The organism is Rurimicrobium arvi (assembly GCF_039540495.1).
GTDB classification, from domain to species: domain Bacteria; phylum Bacteroidota; class Bacteroidia; order Chitinophagales; family Chitinophagaceae; genus Rurimicrobium; species Rurimicrobium arvi.
Genome location: NZ_BAABEZ010000024.1, coordinates 50,830 through 69,374, shown reverse-complemented (window position 1 = coordinate 69,374; position 18,545 = coordinate 50,830). Strand labels below are relative to the sequence as shown.

Sequence of the window (18,545 nt, the reverse complement as noted above, 5' to 3'; positions counted from 1 at the left end):
AAAGTTACAAGTATTTGGCATAAAACATATTCATCATCGCCGCAACACGGCTCCAGCTGTAATTTTCAGCAATGCGCTCGCGCAAAGCTTCACCGGGAGGAGCCGCTGCGGCTTTGCATACGGCGGCACGGATACTGTCCGTATCGGCCGGATCACAATACCAGGCCATGTGCTCCGGGAAGTAGTCGCTTACATCGCCTTTGTCGGTCACTACAATATTGCATCCGCAATAGGCGGCCTCAAGACTCGTTAGCCCTACCGTCTCAAACCAGCTCGGTAGTACATGCACGGCAGCACGATGATAGTAAGAAACCAGCTCTTCGTGATCAATGTTATCGATAAACTGTACGTTTTTTCCTGCCGCCTTCCTGCAGCTTTCGAAGTACGCTCTGTGGTTCGGTGAAGGCTTACCGATAATTACCAGCTCAAACGCGGTATTGCGGAGTGCATGAATCAGTGAGAGTTGATTCTTACGTGCTTCTATTCGGCCTACACACAACACCAGATTTGCGTCCCGTTCCACGCCGGATGGACTTCCGAACACGCTCGCATCCACGCCGCAGGGGACAATATCTGCGGCACCTGTATAATCAAAAACCGCTTTCAGACGCGACAATTCAGATGCGGAATTAGGAAACAGAGCGGTACACTCACTGAGAATTTTGCGTACGGAAGCCGTATGGCCGTTCAATAAATAATACCAGCTGCGTATCCTTTCTCCGTTCTTTAAACGGCGCGCAATGCACTTCACATACTCGGCAGCAGCCGGGGACAAGCTCCGGGTAATAAGGCCGGCCCATCCTTTTCTTGCTTTCTGTTCAAACTCCCGGAGATCCAGGAAAATAGGTGATACGAAGAACGGCTTTTTTGTTTGTGCTATATGAAACAGTATATCTGCAGGTCTCGTGAGGTTGAAATAATGAAACAGGTCGAACTGCACATAAGGAATGGGTGCATCTGTAGTGAATATCGCAACATCGTGGCCGATCTTACGCAGACACTCCGCCGTCTTGCCAATCTGAATCGTGTCGCCACCCGGCGAACTGTACAGGGTGCTCCGGGAAATAAACGCTATTTTCAGGGGTTTCTGTTCAGTTGGATGCATACGGCTGCGGTGTTTGAATATTTTTCCGGGAAAACATCGTGAGCGCATCGGAAAATACGAGTGCCCACATAACCCATTCGATCAGGTTATTGAAATAGCTTCCGGAAAACTGGTAGATAAACAGGAACACAAACAACGAGAAGCGGAAGATGTTCTCATATACCTTCCGGTAGAAAAACAGGAATATCAGCAGTCCCAGCCGGAGTATCAGACCCGTCAGTCCGTACACGATCAGCGTATCGGCGCATGCATTGGGAATACGGATGTCCCGCACATTACCGCTATACTGGTAATAATGAAACAAAAGTTCTTTACCCAGCAGCTTAAACTGTCCCGGACCGATGCCTGTCCACCAGCAATGGTACTGATCGCAGAGTCTGCCGGCAATTGCAAATGCTTCATAGGTTCTGCCACGGGCGGAAGTGTCGTGTCCGGAAAGGATATTGCGCAGCCGCAGAAACAGCAGGTTATCGTGGTCCAGCAAATACCAGGTCCCCAACAGCAAACAGCCGGACAGGAACAACAGCAGCAACTGACGGAACAACTGTGGTGAAAGGAACACCTTCCGGTAAAAAAATACCGTTACTGCGATTGAAGCGATAAGACAAAGGCAGACACCTAATGAATTAGACAATACCAGGGGCAATACCAACAGCAGGAAAAAAGAAAAGCGCAGACGCCTGCGGATGAGTACGCCATACAGGAAAAAATACAGGAAAAACGGACTGAAAACCAGAGAATAAACCGATGCTTCGTACCAGAGCATTTTTAAGCGATCGACAATACCGCTGCCCATCGTTACCGGGATCATATACCAGAATAAAGGTTTTACCGGCGGGATACAATATGCCAGCAAAGCAACAAGCACCATCAGGAAATTGAAATACACGATCCTGCGGAACAGCAGGTTCAGCCGGTCGTTGTCTGCAGTATTGAAAAAGCCATAGCACAGCACCACGAACGACAGATTCAGCAAGGTAAGCAGGTTGGAGCGCAGGTAATCTGTATAGCCAACAATAAGATGCCGCTGTACCAGGAAAAAACCGCATGCAATGGCGATATACCACAGATACGCACCGAAACGCAGCGTACGTACATGATGATACAGGAACAAGGGTGCCAGAAAAGTGGTGTAATAAATACCACCCGGCAGAAATAATGCATCGAAAAAAACATACAGGTATGCAAGGCACAACGGTATATCGAAACGGCTCGTCTTATGCATCGCTGTATTTTTTTTGAGTCTTGAACAGACTGATACGGAACGGATACAGCACCTTATACACATAGTAAAAGGCACCGATACTTGCGAGCAGCAATACGCCACGGATAATCAGTATCTGCTTATCCGAAAGGATGAATAATATAAGCAACACCGCAGGAGATAACAGTCCCAGCGTTTCCTGCAGTGCACTGCGCGAAAGCACCCGCGCAACAATCACCTGCTGGATCAGCATCCCTGCAAACAGGAAAACAATCGAACAGCCAACGGCCTGCCCGATACCATGCAGGAAATAATGCCCCGTAAATAACCCGGCAAGCGATAATGCCGTATAAATTAAAGTATTGATCGTCGCGAGGCGTTCAGATCCTGTTGCATTCAGAAAGAAGTACGGGGCGATCGTAAATGTCAGCAACAGTTCAAAACACATAAACAGATGCACGTATCCGTCCACATGCGCCATAAGGTCCTTGCCCAGCCACAAACGGAAAGCAAGATCGTGGAACAGGCTCATGAACAATATGCCGCAATAAGACACAATATGGATCAGGCTGCGGCAGTTACGGTAATATGCCCTGATCTCCATCCCGGCAGCAAACTGCTTCGCTATCTGAGGCATAGCCCAGGGAGCGAGCGCCACTAAAGCAAGATGCAGGTGGTTAAATACAGTGGAAACTATTGAATAGTAGGAAAAATCGCTGATACCGTACCAGTAACCGATCAGGAATTTATCGAACTGAAATGCAAGGATCACGAAAACAGACTGTAACCATATCCAGCGGCTGTATCGCAACTCCCGTATGATGAATGATCTGTCCAGCCGGAACACGACAGGGAAATCGCCTGTCTGTGCATGGAGCTTACGATACAGATAGTACAATCCGCATACATACACGAAAACTGTGGTGGAGAAAATAACCGTCAGATCGGCCCGTAACGATACGAGGACAAGAGTGATCAGCAGGTTGCAGATACGGATCGTTGAATTATACCGCGCGGCAGCGCCTATTTTCTCGAATGCGATGAGTGCGCTCGACAACACCTGTTCCAGTATTTTCTGTCCGCCGATCACACCTGCCAGACTGATCGTAACGAACGATGTATTCCGCAGCGAAACAGGAATACCGAACCAGTGGAAATGTCCGCTTAACTGCGCGAAGCTGAAAGAGGCGATCATGCACACCAAAGCGGTCACCAGTGCGATAGCGATGTTTGTCTGTAACAACGGAATGGCTGCTGCCAGCCTGCCCTTCCCGATCGCAGCTGCCACATTCTTCAGCGTATTGACGCCCAAACCGAAATTAAAAATCTGCATGAATACAACGATCGTATTCACAAGCACGAAGAGTCCGTAACCGTCTTTGCCGAGCTGCGCAACGAGTAAAGGCGTGAACAGCACATATACCGCAGGGTACAGCAACACATCGAAGATGCTCCACAGCGAATGCGCCAGGTTAGCTTTCAGTGTCCGGTCGCGCAGTTGCTTTGCCAGATTCATACACCATGTCTTTAACAGCCAGTAATACCCACGCCAGGATTGCAATGATCAGACTATACAGAACAGCCTTTTTGCGCAGGGAGGAGGGATTTTGCAGATGGATAAGTTTGAATCCATATATTTTTTGCACCGTTTCGTAATGCTCCAGATAATAGCGGATATCCGCGCGATAAAACGACATGGAATCGGAGAGCTTATATACATCCACAGCGGCATTACCGCGTTGCATCAGCTCCGCATCGTTATTATTGCTGAGGTAGGAAAGGCGGATCGCTTCTTTCAGCGAATCGAGCTTCAACAATTGCGCCGTATAAAATTCATCCCTGCTTTTCCATTTGGCCTTTTGCTGATCCACAGAACGTTGCGACAATTCATTATGATTCAGATACCGGAGTACCTGCGGTTCGATCACTGCCGCGAGGGCCGGATCTTCCACCTTTATATCCACGAAAAAAGGTGTCTTATTGCCGGAAAAATCGTTTTCCAGTACACCCAGCGTAACGGTCCTGCCTTCTATTGACACGAGCTTTTTCAACTGTTCCTCCCGCATATGCAGTGCTGCGGAGAGTGTGGCATATTCTTTATTTTCAAGCAGAAAATTCAACTGCGCAAGCAATTCGCCGAAGGTTCTGGCCTGATTATCATTATACACACAGCTCATGCGGAAGTCGTACACCCTGGGCCTTTTGTTCAGGATCCAGCCGATCAGCAGAAAAGAAAGCACCGTGATGAGCAGCAGGACGAGGTAATGCCTCCTTGCTGTTTTAGCGAAAAAATACAGGCAGCGGGACACGAACGAAAAAAAGTCGCGGAAATACTGCCTTAACTCCGACGGGGACAAGTCGTAGTGATGATTGGACATTGAAGGGTGGATTTCCACAAATATAAACAAAGTGTATGCAGAAAAACAGTAGCCTGACCTGCAGGAAACCACCTTTTCTCAAGAGTGCATAAACGTATGCATAAGCAATAATTAACTTGTAACTTTGAATGTTTCATGAAAAGAAAAGTACTCTTCACCCACTCCTACTTCCTGCAGTTCGATCCCAAACAATGGGAAATCATGCAGCCTTATGCGCCGCTCGGAACAATTTATGCGGCTGCTTTGCTGCGCGAAAACGGTTATGAAACGGCGTTGCATGACGTTATGTTCCTGGATCGGGCCGACACGATAGAGCCTGTACTGCAATCATTTAAGCCGGATGTTGTGGTCGTGTACGACGACGGATTCAACTACCTCACCAAGATGTGCCTTACCAATATGAGGGAGGCTGCTTTTGACATGGCCCGGCTGGCGAAACAATACGGGTGTACTACCGTTGCGTCGTCTTCAGATTCCACAGACCATTACCTCAAATACCTCGACAACGGATTCGACTATGTGATTGCCGGTGAAGCGGAACATACCCTGCTCGAATGGATCAATCATTTTTTTGCTGCGGCTCCTGTGGACCTTAAGCTCATTCCGGGACTGATCTTCAGGAACGGTCCGGACATTGTAAAAACACCAAAAAGACCCGTAATCACAGATCTCGATACACTGCCCTTTCCCGCATGGGACCTGGTAGATGTGGATCAGTATAAAAATGCATGGCGGAAGAAGCACGGCTATTTCTCCATCAACTTTGCAACCACGCGCGGATGCCCGTATAAATGCAATTGGTGTGCAAAGCCGATTTACGGTAACCGCTACAATGCCCGTACACCGGAACATGTATGCAACGAACTGAAAATGCTGCACGACCGGTATGGCTTTGATCATATCTGGTTCTGCGATGATATATTCGGACTGAAGCCCGGATGGGTGAAGGAGTTTGCGCGCTTACTGAAACAGGCGTCGCTCCGCATCCGCTTTAAGATTCAGTCGAGGGCCGACCTGCTGCTCAGCGATGAGCAGGTGCAGCCGCTTGCGGAAGCCGGATGCGAGACCGTGTGGATGGGCGCAGAAAGCGGTTCTCAGAAGATACTGGATGCAATGGATAAAGGCACCACTATTGCACAGATTGCCGAGGCAACGGCCCAGCTGCGGCATCATCATATCAGAACAGCCTTTTTCCTGCAGTTCGGATACCTCGGTGAAACAAAAGAAGACATCCGGATGACCTTCGATATGCTGAAGCAGCTTACCCCGGATGAAATCGGCGTTTCGGTATCCTATCCGCTGCCGGGAACCCGTTTCTATGAAAAGGTGAAAGCGGAACTGAGCAAAAAGACCAATTGGACCGACTCGGATGAAATGGCGGTGATGTTCAAAGGAACTTACGAACCGGAATTCTACAAGAAGCTGCATCGCTATGCACACACGTTTTACCGCAAACTGCAAAACGATAAGAAAGCAAAACAGCTGCAGCTCCGGGCATTACTGAAAATGCCGCTGTATGCATTCAGGGAATTCAGAGAAAAACGGATTTTAAAGTGAGCGACAATAAAAAGCTACAGGAAGAACAGGTAAATGCTGCGTTCTCAAAGCAATCTCCCATTTTTGATCAGATCGACGAGCAAAATCAGCTGATACTGTGGATACGCAACCGCGTACAGCAGGAAGTGATGCAGCATATTCCTCCGGCAGCTCATCTGCTTGAGCTGAATTGCGGAACGGGCATAGACGCACTTTTTTTTGCAAGCCAGGGTATACGCGTGAAAGCAACAGACAATGCGCCGGGTATGATCAGCGAACTGAAACGAAAAGTCGATCAGAAGGGGCTTCAGGATCAGGTGTCAGTGCAGCGATGCTCCTTCAATGAGCTGGAACAATTGGGCAGCGATACGCAGTATGATTACGTCTTCTCCAATTTCGGCGGACTTAACTGCACGAAACGGCTGGATAAGGTATTGCACGATGTCGACAGGCTGCTGAAACCGGGTGGCCGCTGCACACTGGTGATCATGCCCCGGATATGCCTCTGGGAAATGGGCATGGTGTTCAAAGGCTATTTCCGGACCGCATTCAGGCGATTGCGGCCCGGCGGCACGAACGCCAAAGTGGAAGGTCTTCCGTTTCAATGCTATTACTACAGTCCTTCTTATATCACGAAACACCTGGGCAGCTCATTCCGGCTCATTGCGCTCAAAGGCTTGTCCGTAACTGTGCCGCCACCATTCATCGAACATTTCTGCGAACGGCATCCGGGTTTGTTCCGCCGGCTCGAAAAGCTGGAAAACAAGCTTTGGGACAAAGCACCGTTCAATCGCTGGGGCGATCACTTTATGATCACCATGGAAAAACGGAAGTCCTAAATCCTGCAATTTCGTGCCGTGCAGATACACCGGAAACAAAAAATCGACAAACTACTCGGGTATTTCCTGATCGGTATATTCTGGCTGCCTACACGGCTGCTCGGGATTTCTATGCGGCGGGACCATTCGCTGAAGCAGGCTCCGGAACGGATCCTGTTTATCAAGCTGCTGGGGCTCGGAAGCCTCATCAACGCAGTCGATGCGATTGCCGCAATAAAACAGCGCTATCCGGGTACGAAACTGGTTTTGCTCACAGACAGCAATATCGCGAATGGCATAGAACCCTTCGGTTTGTTTGACGAGATCTACCGGACGGACACCGGTAAATTGTCCGGAAGCGCCTTCTATATGCTGCGCTTTCTGTCCCGTACCTGGCGTTGGAAAAGTCTTTGGGTACTGGACCTCGAAGTTTATTCCAAGCTGACCACAGTATTATCGCTGCTGACTGCGGCGACTAATCGTGTAGGATTTTACCTGCCTCAGGCTGCATTCCGCAAATACCTGAATACCCATAATATACCGTTCGACCAGCAGATACCTATCGAAGACAATTATGCGCTGATGAGCCAGGTGCTCGGCGCAACAGAAAGGTCGCGATTCCGTTACAGTGGAATAACGGAGCGCTTTCGCGGCAGATGCATCGTGCTGAACAATACCTGCAGTGATCTGGCGTATGTACGCAAGTTACCCGGCGAAACCCTGAATCAAACGGCCGAATGGATACTGACCCATACCCGTTATCCTGTTGCGTTTCTGGGTGCAGCATCCGACAGCGCGCAGGTGGAGGAGCTTATCAGCAGCAGCCCTTTGTTAACTGCATCCCGCGAACGCGTGCATAATTACGCAGGATTTTTTCCGGATTTCAAATCATATTATACGTTCCTCGCCAACGATGCTGTTTGCCTGATCAGCATTGACAGTGCACCCTTACACATCGCTAAAAAGCTCGGTGTACCCACGCTGTCTCTATGGGGACCTACGCATCCGGATCATTATCTGAAAATACATCCGGATGAAGTCTCGCTTCACCGGAGCTGCTACCTGGCAACATCCTGTTCGCCCTGTATCCATCGCAGCGAACAATTGCCCTGCGGTGGCGACAATATCTGTATGAAACAAATACCATCGGGTCTTATCACAGAACAGCTGCAGCAACTGCTTGAAACGATCAATACGGCAGTATGATCTTACGCAGTGTATAAAAGCAAATCCCCCTGTCGCGATCAGACAGGTAGATCAGTGTATTACCGTTGATGATAGCCGGCTTCCGTTTCCAATCTCCGGAATGTGTAAGCTGCGAATAACCCAGGTAGATCTGATTGTCCTGTAAACGAAGTCCTTTGTCTGTTATCGAATTGACTTGTATATCAGTTTCCTGCTCGTTACGTTTGCCGTCCCAGCTGTAACACACCAGGCGTCCGTTACGTACCGTGTACCCGGTGAGGAACAGGTCCTGCTGTTTGTGCAACAGGTAAGTGCTTCCGTCGCTTTGGGTTTTACGGAGTAACCCGGGCAATACAAACAGCACCGTAAGTGCTCCCAGGAGCGGAAGATGCAGCACCGTGTTCCGTTTCCAAAACATCAGGGCAAGCAGGGCCAGTAGCATAAACAACCTCGGGAATTGCAACAATAAGGGCGCCCGGGCGAACAGTCCGACGGGCACATTACATGCAAGACAAACCAGTACGGAAACCATAATCGGCATAACCCACTGTCGGGAAGGCAGATAAGCTCCGGGCTGCCATAACGCCAGAAACGGAATCAGCAGCAGCACCAGCGAATAAGTACTGCCATTGGGAGAAATAAGCATCGAAACGAGTATCCATACGGCAAACCGCGAAAAATCGCTTCCTTTCCCACGGACAGTGTAGGAAAACGCCACACAAAGCAGGAATGCTTTATACATACCGGTAGTAATCGTAAACAACAAAGCGCTTTCATAAGCAGGACCCGGGTTCAGCAGTGCATCCCTGACAAAAGCGTTTTTACACAGCATAAAGAACGACTGGAATGCAGGAGTGAAGGGCTGATTCAGTTCGCCTGCATTCAGCCTGGGCAATATATCCCGCAGGTAAAACAGCCACACCGCGCTGCCGTTAACGGCCAGCGAAAGCAGGAACAACAAAAGGCAGGAAACACCTAAGTACAGGCAATGCTTCATGCGCTTTGCGGATAAGAGATAGAAAAAGAGTACAGCAGGGAACAGTTTGAAGAGAATGGCAACACCCCAGAAAACAGAAGCGACGGCCGGCCTATCTTTCCGGAATGCCATAAAACCCTCCAGCAACAGACAAAACAACAACAGGTACGACTGACCGAAAAAAATGTTATTGACCAGCGGCAGGAAAAATACAAGCGGTATCAACAGCAATGCCTGCACCGGGATATGAAAGTATCTCCAGGCGCGTAGCAGGCTGATCACAAAACAGATACACGAAATGATCGAGAACAGCAGTTTCGCGGTAGCAACAGGAATGGCGTAAAACGGTGCGAAAACAAGCGACGTGAAAGGCGGGAAAGGTGCATACGAAACATATACGCCGGTATGGCCCTTTGCTGCCACAAGGTCATTCAGCAGCTCCATATCATAAGCATTCATAAAACGGCCGCTCCATATCTCTTTGCCGCCGAAGTAATACCCGGCGAAATCGGAAAGGGGGCGCTCCACCGACCTGCAGACTGCAAACGAAAGCAGGGTAAGCAGTGGGAGCAGGTATATAAACGTCTTTAAGCGGCTGGGCATGCTGCGGAACTATGGTTAAATCTTTTCGAAGATAGATAAATCATACTTGAATTATATTTGTGGGAACGGCCCGGATTGCCTCGGCAAGGGACCGATACCATAATCATTAAACTTCACTGCCTGAGAAAGACCATTGCCGAAGCGCTTTCAGTGCTGAACGCGTCTGAGCGTTCAAGGTTCCGTTTGCTGGTATTGCTGAATTTCCTGCTGAGCCTTGCAGATATCCTGCTGCTGGCGATGCTGCTGGCTATCGTTTGCCTGTACACCGGTTCGGATACCCGCGTGCTGCAACTGTTGCCGGCTGTCCTCCGCGACCGGGAGTCGCTTTTGCCCGCCTGCTCACTCGTGATCCTGTTCATCAGCAAATGCATATCAGGATATTACCTGTTCCGGGCACAGTCGAAATTTTTCTTCAGCATTTCCTTCAGACTGGCTGCCCTGCGACTGGACCGGTATTTCAACAGCCGTTATGAACAGTATGTGGCAACAGAAAGGGCGCAGCTGATAAATGCGGTAAACCATCAGCCGATCGAATTTGCGCAAAACATCCTGACAAGCATTCAGACGATCGTAACAGAGTGCTCCCTGATCGGTATCACCATCATCGCGATCCTGGCATTCAAGCCTACGCTGTTTCTGATGTTACTGTTATTCCTGATGCCCCCGGTACTACTGGCGGGCGTGCTGATGAAAAGAAAAGTCAACCATGTAAAGCAGCATATCAGCAACGATATAGAAAAAGCGAACCAACACCTGAACGAATCGTTCAGCAGCTATATAGAAAGCGCAGTCTACGGTCGCAAAGATTTTTTCGGCGGACGTTACCTGCACTTCCAGAAGCGGCTGAGTACAGATGTATCGGAATTGCAGATCATACAATGGCTGCCCTCCAGGCTTGTGGAAGTTTTTGCGGTTCTCGGCTTTTTCGCGCTTGTGCTGTTCCATAAGCTGGCGGGACAGACTTCGGATCTTGCAGACATCGGTGCGTTCATCGCCGCCGCCTACAAGATTATGCCGGGTATCTCGCGTATTACCAATGCAAGCGCGCTGCTCAGGACCTATCAAAGTGTTATCTCCGCTCTTGCCGCACCGGCCGAAACCAAACCGGAGACTGTGGCTGACCCCGCTTTACAATCCATTCAGGAGATATCCCTGCAACAGGTACATTTTGCATACAGGGGAAAACCGGTACTGAAACACCTGACGATGACCATCCGCAAAGGGGATTTCCTGTTTGTGAACGGACCTTCGGGGACCGGAAAAACCACATTTCTGAATCTGCTGCTGGGCTTTATACCGCCGTCGGAAGGGCAGGTTTGCTATAATGGTATTCCGCTCAACGAACAAAATGCAGGAAACATACTGAAACGCACAAGCTATATCCGGCAACAGGCGCTTATCATCCGCGACACGATCAAAGCAAACATTGCGCTGGAAGATGCGCCTCGCAACGAAGAACAATTCCGGCAGGCAGTAGCATTTGCAGGACTCGAATCCCTGCTCTCCGGACTGGAGCAGGGAGCAGATACGTTACTGGCTGATGAAGGTAAAGACATCAGCGGCGGACAAAAGCAGCGGATTGCCATGGCAAGGGCCATGTATCATGACGCAGACCTGATCGTACTCGATGAGCCATTCAATGAACTGGATCAGGAATCGGAAAAGAAGATACTGGTGCAGTTGCAACAACTGGCAGCTTCCGGTAAAATAATCGTGCTGATCTCCCACAGCCTGCTGGCAACAGAATATTGCAGCAAACAGCTTACACTATCAGCCTGATGCGCCGGAATCGCGTATTGCAGTTATCTTACGGAATGTTTTTGCATTCAGTAAAGGCAGCAGGCGGTACATCAGCGGCCACCCCAGCCAACGGTACATACGCATGACTGCTGCGTCCAGAAGCGTTCTCGGACCGGAGGGTAGACCAGCGGCTTTCCGCGCCTCGAAAAAAAGCTCGGTGTATTGCCGGTAAGCACGCTGCAAGTCCTGCTCCCCGCCCTTCTTGCGGTCCATAACCAGCATCACCAGGTTATTCAGAAATGCTTTCTGGTAATAAGCAAACAACAAAATCTGCAACGGTTCATTCCTTTCCGGTTGCAGTATGTAGTCCCAGCTGAGCCGGAACGCCGCATAAGTATCGGCAATACGCTTAACAGAAGTAAGCTTTCTTGTTTCGGAGCCTGGCCGGCAATAATGTCTGACTATGCTTTCCTCACAGAACGCAGTTCCGGATGTACAGGTATCAAAACAGGACAACAGGAACGGACCGTCTTCAAAAAGAATGCCTTCCGGAAACAGCTGCTTTCGCGCGAGGTCGGTCCTGAATAATTTTGCCCATACCACCGAGGCGATCTGACCGCGCAGCAGCAATGCGATTGCTTCCTGTGCACTTACGCGCTGCGGCAATCTGTTTATTTTGTTGACCTGCAATACGGTTGCGTCTGTTCGGCACATGGTAAAACTGCCCACCACAGCATCCGCCTTTGTCGCTGTTGCATGTTTCATCAGATGTTCTATAGCATTCGGTTCGAGTTCGTCGTCGCTGTCGAGGAAACTCAGGTACACGCCCGTAGCATGCCGTATGCCCGTATTTCTTGCCTTGCCAATACTGTGATGCGCGCAGCTGATCACCCTCACACGGGTATCGCGCTCAGCGCAGGCGGCTGCTATCCCGTGGGAAAGATCTGTAGAACCGTCGTCCACCAGCAATAGTTCAATCGCCGTATAGGACTGCGCAAGCACTGATGCAACAGCTCTTCCGAGATACTGCTCCTGGTTATAAAAAGGAATAATAATACTTACCAGCGCTGCCATCCGTGTCTAGTTATCATTGCGGGAACGAAGCTGTTGAACAGTCCTGAACTGTTTACGTTTCAGGTAAGGTAATATCTTACAGGTAATATTCCAACCCAGTTTACGATAGAGGGACAATAGCTGCATATGATACCAGGTTCTGAAACCCGGGCGATGCATCTGCCCCGAAAATAACTGCGCAAAAGCCCTTTCATGCTGCTCGTAGGCAGATTCCACGGCCCTGCTGTCCGGCAATTCTTTCCGGTCGGCAGCCAGGAAAAACAGATTCAGCAAAACGGGTTGTATCTGATAACGAAGAAAAATGGTCTTCAGTCCGGGCCATACATCGGAGTTTTGCAGCAATTCATATTCGCGCAGCAATGCGAGCCAGGCATCACCAATACGTTTACAGCTGATCGTGGCTCTTGTTATGGATGCAGGTTTCGCATGCACTCTGTACAGACTGTCTTCAACCAGTGTTACGCATTCAGAGCAAAGAAGGTATTGCACCAGGAAAGGGGTATCTTCAAACCATTGCCCCTCGGGGAACGGGCATTTCCGCACCAGGTCGGTTCTGTACAGACGGGCGCAAACCATAAAAACAATTTTCCGTGTATACAGAGCCATGAGCGCGTCTGCCGTGCTGATAGTACCGGCATTGCCCGACCAGCCCAATGATGCGGTATGATTACCGTACGGATCGTGTAAGGAAAATCTGCAGACCGTGAGCGATGCCGATGTACGCTGAGACGCACGCATCAGTACTTCCACAGCATCAGGTTCCAGCTCATCGTCCGCATCCAGGAATGTGATATAAGTACCGGAAGCACGCCCGATACCGAGATTGCGCGCATGGCCGGGACTGTGATGAGGTGCGTCTATATACAGCACGTTATCATATGCTCCGGCAAGCCGGGCAGCAATTGCAGCAGATCCGTCGTCCGACCCATCGTTCACAAGTATAATTTCTACTGCAGTATATGTCTGTGACAGCGCGGAGTTTACGGAGCGCAACAAATACCGCTCTTCATTATAAAAAGGAATGACAATACTCACCATGGCAGGCCGCATTATGCAAGGAATTTAATAAGTCCTCGGATCAATTCGCTTTGCTTCCTCAATAAAGCCGGGAAATCGGCGGGCGACTGCCACTCCGGAGTAAGCGTGTCGGCAGCGATAAGGAGACACGCAGCACCCACCCGGTAAAAATGACTGAATGCATACACAGCGGCGCATTCCATTTCTATCAGTGTCGCTCCGCGCGCCACACATTGCTGCAACAGCTGGCGTGTTTCACGGAATGGTGCATCTGTCGAAAAGCAGGTGCATGAGCCAATGTTCAGGCTACTGCTCATATCCTGTAAGAAGGGTTCGTTGAACGGGGCTGTTTCCTCACCTGGATGATAATAGCGCGTTACCCCTGTCCCGGAAATAGCCTTGCTTACAGAAAAACAGCTTCCTTCCGCTATACCTGGTACAAGCCGGCCAGCAAGCCCAACGAATACAAAACGCTGTACGCCCAACGCATGCAGCTCTTCCAGCAGGTTCAGTATGCCCGCGCCGCCATTGTCGAAAGAAGAGCTAAATAATATTCCCTGCTGTACAAAATGCCTGCCTTTGATGCCTTTGATGGTCCGGGCACGGAAAGTTCTGAATGCCTTCATTACAGCATCATCCACACAGATAACTGCCGTTTCAGGCAGGGACCGGAAATTGTACACCGCACGGCTCTGCTTCCATGCAACAAGCATACTGCTTTGCAGGACAGATTCGTTATCGGGGAAATATACTTGCATCAACAGAACAGCAGGACGTTACCAATCCTTCAAAAATACGGCTAAATTCCGCAAAACTGTGCCATTCGTAACCGTAAGGAACCCGGCACCGCAAGGCGCATATTTTATTAGCTTTGGATACACAACCGGTACCATAAAAGGATTCCAATGATCGAGCAACTGAAACATCATATCGAACGCTTTGTGCCTATGGACGAAGATACTTTCCTAAACGTGCAGGCAGGCTTTCAACAGCAATCATTCCGTAAAAAAGAAAACATTCTTACGGAAGGTCAGATCTGCAAAATGCATTACTTCGTACTGAAAGGTATCCTGCGCAAATTCTTTGTAAATGATAAAGGCGTGGAACAGACAACAGAGTTCGCTATCGAAAACTGGTGGATGACCGACAGCTTTTCTTTTATGAACAGGACGCCTGCCTCGTTTTGCATACAGGCTGTGGAAACGGCGGAAGTGCTGGCCATACGGCGCGACGATTTCGACAGTTTGCTGGAGGCAGTACCCGCGATGGAAAAATATTTCCGCTGCGTGTTCCAGAAAGCCTATGCAGCAGCGCAGATGCGTATACGCTATCATTATGAGCATTCACGCGAAGCCCTTTATCATCACTTCCGGGAAAGTCAGCCGGAATTTCTGCAGCGGGTACCGCAATACCTGATCGCTTCCTACCTCGGCTTTACTCCGGAATACCTGAGCGAGATCCGGCGTAAAAGTATTTCTTAAACCTGTTTAAGATTTCCCCGACCAATATGTTCCAATTTTGTGTGATCAAAAAAACAAAACAATGGAACAACGTTTCAATATGCAGCAATTGCAGCCGCAGGCTTTCAAGGCGGTGCTCGGACTCGAAGGGTATCTGGCAACAACAGATCTTCCGAAAACACTGAAAGAACTGATTAAAATACGTGCTTCACAGATCAACAATTGCGCCTACTGTATCGACATGCATACGCGCGATGCGATCAGGAACGGGGAAGATGTGCATCGTCTGCTGCTGGTAAGCGCCTGGAGAGAAGCGAAAAGCTTCTTCAGCGAAGAGGAGCAAACCGCAATGGCTATGGCCGAGGAGATCACATTGATTCATCAGCAGGGCCTGAGTGCCGACACCTACGCACGGGCCACAGCAGTATTCAGCGAAACACAGATCGCACAGATCATTATGGCTATTGTCACTATCAATGCGTGGAACCGTATTGCCGTGAGCACCCATCAGCAGATCGGACAATAAGCGATTCCGGGTCTCAGAAGAGCCAGTACCATACGGTGCTGGCTTTTTTGTAAAAATTCAGAATATATAACTTCTGCATACAATTCTGTAAAACAAGACAATGCTCCATCCTACATCTTTGCAAACACTTTAACCAAAAAATAAGGCTGTAACTGCCGCCGATATCAGATGATACAGATGAACACAGAATACCTGCAGATTTTAAGCGCTTTGTTGTTGATTACCGCCGCTGCGCTCGCATTGAGCAGTATCAACAGAAAAAGAAAGAAAGCAATATTGAGAAAGCTGAAAACAGCTCCGTCTCAATATTGAGCCCCCCAACTCCATCATTAGCCTGTAAAACGCAGAGGATGTTTGTAATACTGATCGCGCTGATAGCGATAATTGTTATTGTCGTGTATTTTCTCGCCTCGCCTGCAAGGAAAAAAACAGAGGCAACAAAAGATGATACGCAAGGCGTTAACGCTCGCTGCCGATGAGGGAACGCAGCAGTTCAAGCAATTCATACCTGGTACCGAACGAAAATTTCGCTTCGGTTTGCGGAACCGCACCGATACGGAATGTATACGCATAGGGCACTTCCTTCAGCGCAACAAACATACCTTCATCCGTAAGATCATCGCCGGCCGACAAAATAAAATCGTAGTCCCCTGCTTCAGATAAGGAACGGGCTGCATGTCGTTTATCTGCACCGACACAGCGGATCTCAATGACTTTATTACCATATAAAAGTTCCAGACCAGACTCAGAAAGCAGTTGTTCCAGTTTATCCGTCAATTCCGGTATAAAAGCGGAGGCTTTCTCTTCAGCTGTATTACGGTAATGCCAGGACACAGAAAACTCTTTCTCTTCTATAAGCGAACCCGGGCATTGATGCACTGCTTCCTGCAACAGGGAAACCGCTTGGCTTTTCCAGCCGGTATTCAGCTCGGAAAGCATGCGCCATGCCTCGCCCGGAGTTCTCATCGCAGCTCCGTGTTCGGCGACAAGACCGATCGGTAAAGTGCCCAGCCATTCCTCCAATGTGCCCCGGTCTCTGCCGCTGATCACATATACGGTATTTGTCACGCACAAACGCTTCAACAGCAGTAATACCTCCGGATCCGGAACAGCAAGTTGCGGCAGACTTGCAAAAGGCACCAGCGTACCATCATAGTCAAGCAGTATTAACCGGCTTGTCGCTTCGCCGTATGAGTGCACTACGTCCTGAATGCTGTAAACACATGTATCCATAGCCCAAATGTTGCGTGTTCTTTTCAGCTTCTCCTTACACGATTGCAGGCTGTTCTTACATCATCCCACCACTCCGCCAACAAAGAGAAATTTTTACACTATCAAATCTGTGAATTTCATAAATAAGAACCAATGTGTTGAAACAGAAAACCCTTATACAAGAAATAGCTTTACAATACCAATAAAGTCTAAAAAAGATGATAGCACAACTGACGACACAAAACAGGATTATCAATGTTTCAAACAGACTGCCTGTGAAACTCGCGAAAGAAGGAGGCACGCTCAGCTTCCATCCGAGTGAGGGGGGCCTGGCTACAGGTCTCAACAGTTTGCTGGATTCCTACGAAAGCTTATGGATCGGATGGCCGGGAGCAGTAGTGGAGGATGCAAAAAAACAGGAAGTGAAAGATTACCTGATGAATCAGTCTTTGTTCCCGGTATTTCTGAACCAGGAAGAAGTGGATAAGTTTTATGAAGGGTTTTCAAACGAAACACTGTGGCCGCTCTTCCACTATTTTCCTACCTACAGCATTTATAAAGAAGATTACTGGGAGGCTTACGTGAAAGCAAACCGGAAGTTCGCAGACGCTGTGATCTCTATGGCGCAGCCGGACGACATCATCTGGATTCATGATTATCAGTTGATGCTTGTTCCCTCTATGATACGGGAGGTATTACCTGATGTGCGCATCGGCTATTTCCAGCATATTCCGTTTCCGGATTTTGAAATATTCCGTTCACTGCCCTGGAAAACAGAATTGATAGAAGGAATACTGGGTGCGGATATTATCGGCTTCCAGACAGATGAGGATGTACGTTATTTTATACGTACGATTGAAAAAGTGCTTGGTAAACCCTGCACAGAGGACGGACTTACGATCGGCAACCGTTCCGTTGTGGTGAAATCTTTTCCGATCAGCATCGACTACGGAAAATTCCGCTCGCTCGCAACGCATGAAAACACGCTGCTGAATGTGAGTCGCATCAAAAATATCATCCATACTAAAATAGCTTTGTCGGTAGACCGTCTGGATTACAGCAAGGGGATCATACAGCGGCTCAAAGCTTTCGATCTGTTCTTATCCCGTTATAAAAACTGGCATCAGAAAGTTACGCTGATCCACATCATTGTCCCTTCGCGCGATACGGTAAGCAACTATAAAGAATTAAAAACAGAAATGGACCAGTTGGTGAGTTGCATCAACGGCAAATATGCATCGCTCGGATGGCAGCCGATCCACCACTACTACCAGTCCTTTGATCCGTATATGCTTTCAGCATTTTACCAGTGTGCCGACCTCGCGATCGTGACACCATTACGCGACGGCATGAACCTCGTGAGCAAGGAATATATCGCCTGCAATATCAACAAAAATGGTGTGTTGCTGCTTGGAGAAGCCGCAGGTGCAGCCAATGAGCTCCATGATGCATTATTGCTGAATCCTAATAACTCCGACGAATTTGCCCGTAAGATTTACGAAGGATTAAACATATCGTCGGAGGAAAAACAGAAGAGGATGAGCAGGATGCAGCAGGTGATCGCAGACGCGGATATTTTCAAATGGGCCAATTCTTTCATTTCGAAATTGCTTTCTATCGTAACCGACAGAAGCAAAAAGACAAAAAAAAATACGGTTGCACTACCGCTGACCACCCCCACACCCAACAATATGGCCGTTTAAAAAATAGC

At 48.9% G+C, this 18,545-nt stretch carries 16 protein-coding genes; 7 read left to right on the top strand and 9 right to left on the bottom strand.

What is annotated here, in order from left to right; translation table 11 throughout:
• Positions 1 to 4 precede the first annotated feature (4 nt).
• From ABD846_RS12735 to ABD846_RS12720, 4 genes are read right to left on the bottom strand one after another with little or no spacing between them, the layout of a single operon-like run.
• A complete protein-coding gene (locus ABD846_RS12735; protein ID WP_344827653.1) occupies positions 5 to 1,105 on the bottom strand; it encodes a glycosyltransferase family 4 protein in 1,101 nt (366 codons plus the stop codon).
• Positions 1,092 to 2,330, bottom strand: coding sequence for a hypothetical protein (locus ABD846_RS12730; RefSeq protein WP_344827650.1), 1,239 nt, complete (start codon positions 2,328 to 2,330; stop codon positions 1,092 to 1,094). Before ABD846_RS12730 ends, ABD846_RS12735 begins: the two co-directional genes overlap by 14 nt.
• Entirely contained in the window at positions 2,323 to 3,825 is a 1,503-nt protein-coding gene (locus ABD846_RS12725; RefSeq protein ID WP_344827647.1) for a lipopolysaccharide biosynthesis protein, read from the bottom strand. Before ABD846_RS12725 ends, ABD846_RS12730 begins: the two co-directional genes overlap by 8 nt.
• Positions 3,782 to 4,687 carry a hypothetical protein gene (locus ABD846_RS12720; protein WP_344827644.1) on the bottom strand — a complete coding sequence of 302 codons (906 nt, stop codon included), beginning with the start codon at positions 4,685 to 4,687 and terminating at the stop codon, positions 3,782 to 3,784. Before ABD846_RS12720 ends, ABD846_RS12725 begins: the two co-directional genes overlap by 44 nt.
• 135 nt (positions 4,688 to 4,822) lie before the next feature.
• Here ABD846_RS12720 and ABD846_RS12715 point away from each other — a divergent pair, with 135 nt between their 5' ends.
• Genes ABD846_RS12715 through ABD846_RS12705 form a run of 3 tightly spaced genes read left to right on the top strand, consistent with a single transcriptional unit; the run spans position 4,823 to position 8,247 of the window.
• A complete protein-coding gene (locus ABD846_RS12715; protein ID WP_344827641.1) occupies positions 4,823 to 6,244 on the top strand; it encodes a B12-binding domain-containing radical SAM protein in 1,422 nt (473 codons plus the stop codon).
• Positions 6,241 to 7,062 carry a class I SAM-dependent methyltransferase gene (locus ABD846_RS12710; RefSeq protein ID WP_344827638.1) on the top strand — a complete coding sequence of 274 codons (822 nt, stop codon included), beginning with the start codon at positions 6,241 to 6,243 and terminating at the stop codon, positions 7,060 to 7,062. Before ABD846_RS12715 ends, ABD846_RS12710 begins: the two co-directional genes overlap by 4 nt.
• An 18-nt stretch (positions 7,063 to 7,080) precedes the next feature.
• Positions 7,081 to 8,247 (top strand): glycosyltransferase family 9 protein, encoded by a 1,167-nt coding sequence (locus ABD846_RS12705; protein WP_344827635.1) that lies wholly within the window; start codon positions 7,081 to 7,083, stop codon positions 8,245 to 8,247.
• Here ABD846_RS12705 and ABD846_RS12700 read toward each other — a convergent pair.
• Positions 8,231 to 9,805 carry a glycosyltransferase family 87 protein gene (locus ABD846_RS12700; protein WP_344827634.1) on the bottom strand — a complete coding sequence of 525 codons (1,575 nt, stop codon included), beginning with the start codon at positions 9,803 to 9,805 and terminating at the stop codon, positions 8,231 to 8,233. The two genes, ABD846_RS12705 and ABD846_RS12700, sit on opposite strands and share 17 nt — an antisense overlap.
• Before the next feature lie 150 nt (positions 9,806 to 9,955).
• Between ABD846_RS12700 and ABD846_RS12695 the strand changes: the two genes are divergently transcribed.
• Positions 9,956 to 11,584 carry an ATP-binding cassette domain-containing protein gene (locus tag ABD846_RS12695; protein WP_344827632.1) on the top strand — a complete coding sequence of 543 codons (1,629 nt, stop codon included), beginning with the start codon at positions 9,956 to 9,958 and terminating at the stop codon, positions 11,582 to 11,584.
• Here the strand turns inward: ABD846_RS12695 and ABD846_RS12690 are convergent.
• From ABD846_RS12690 to ABD846_RS12680, 3 genes are read right to left on the bottom strand one after another with little or no spacing between them, the layout of a single operon-like run.
• Positions 11,576 to 12,619, bottom strand: a complete 1,044-nt coding sequence (locus ABD846_RS12690) for a glycosyltransferase family 2 protein (RefSeq protein WP_344827629.1) — start codon at positions 12,617 to 12,619, stop codon at positions 11,576 to 11,578. The genes ABD846_RS12695 and ABD846_RS12690 overlap by 9 nt on opposite strands.
• A 6-nt stretch (positions 12,620 to 12,625) precedes the next feature.
• On the bottom strand, positions 12,626 to 13,669 hold the full coding sequence (locus ABD846_RS12685; RefSeq protein WP_344827626.1) for a glycosyltransferase family 2 protein: 1,044 nt from the start codon (positions 13,667 to 13,669) through the stop codon (positions 12,626 to 12,628).
• The gene (locus ABD846_RS12680) at positions 13,669 to 14,394 is read right to left on the bottom strand and encodes a phosphorylase family protein (protein WP_344828762.1); all 726 of its coding nucleotides are present in this window, start codon (positions 14,392 to 14,394) and stop codon (positions 13,669 to 13,671) included. The genes ABD846_RS12685 and ABD846_RS12680 overlap by 1 nt, the downstream gene beginning before the upstream one ends.
• A 147-nt stretch (positions 14,395 to 14,541) precedes the next feature.
• Here ABD846_RS12680 and ABD846_RS12675 point away from each other — a divergent pair, with 147 nt between their 5' ends.
• Both ABD846_RS12675 and ABD846_RS12670 read left to right on the top strand, forming a co-directional pair.
• Positions 14,542 to 15,117: a Crp/Fnr family transcriptional regulator gene (locus tag ABD846_RS12675; RefSeq protein WP_344827623.1), complete on the top strand. Its 576-nt coding sequence runs from the start codon at positions 14,542 to 14,544 to the stop codon at positions 15,115 to 15,117.
• Between the two features lie 61 nt (positions 15,118 to 15,178).
• Positions 15,179 to 15,622 (top strand): carboxymuconolactone decarboxylase family protein, encoded by a 444-nt coding sequence (locus ABD846_RS12670; protein WP_344827620.1) that lies wholly within the window; start codon positions 15,179 to 15,181, stop codon positions 15,620 to 15,622.
• Between the two features lie 459 nt (positions 15,623 to 16,081).
• Here the strand turns inward: ABD846_RS12670 and otsB are convergent, their stop codons facing one another.
• Complete coding sequence (otsB, locus tag ABD846_RS12665) at positions 16,082 to 16,855, bottom strand: trehalose-phosphatase (RefSeq protein ID WP_344827617.1); 774 nt, start codon at positions 16,853 to 16,855, stop codon at positions 16,082 to 16,084.
• Positions 16,856 to 17,052: 197 nt separating this feature from the next.
• On the opposite strand from otsB, the gene ABD846_RS12660 reads away from it, so the two are divergent.
• On the top strand, positions 17,053 to 18,537 hold the full coding sequence (locus ABD846_RS12660) for an alpha,alpha-trehalose-phosphate synthase (UDP-forming) (protein ID WP_344827614.1): 1,485 nt from the start codon (positions 17,053 to 17,055) through the stop codon (positions 18,535 to 18,537).
• Positions 18,538 to 18,545 lie beyond the last annotated feature (8 nt).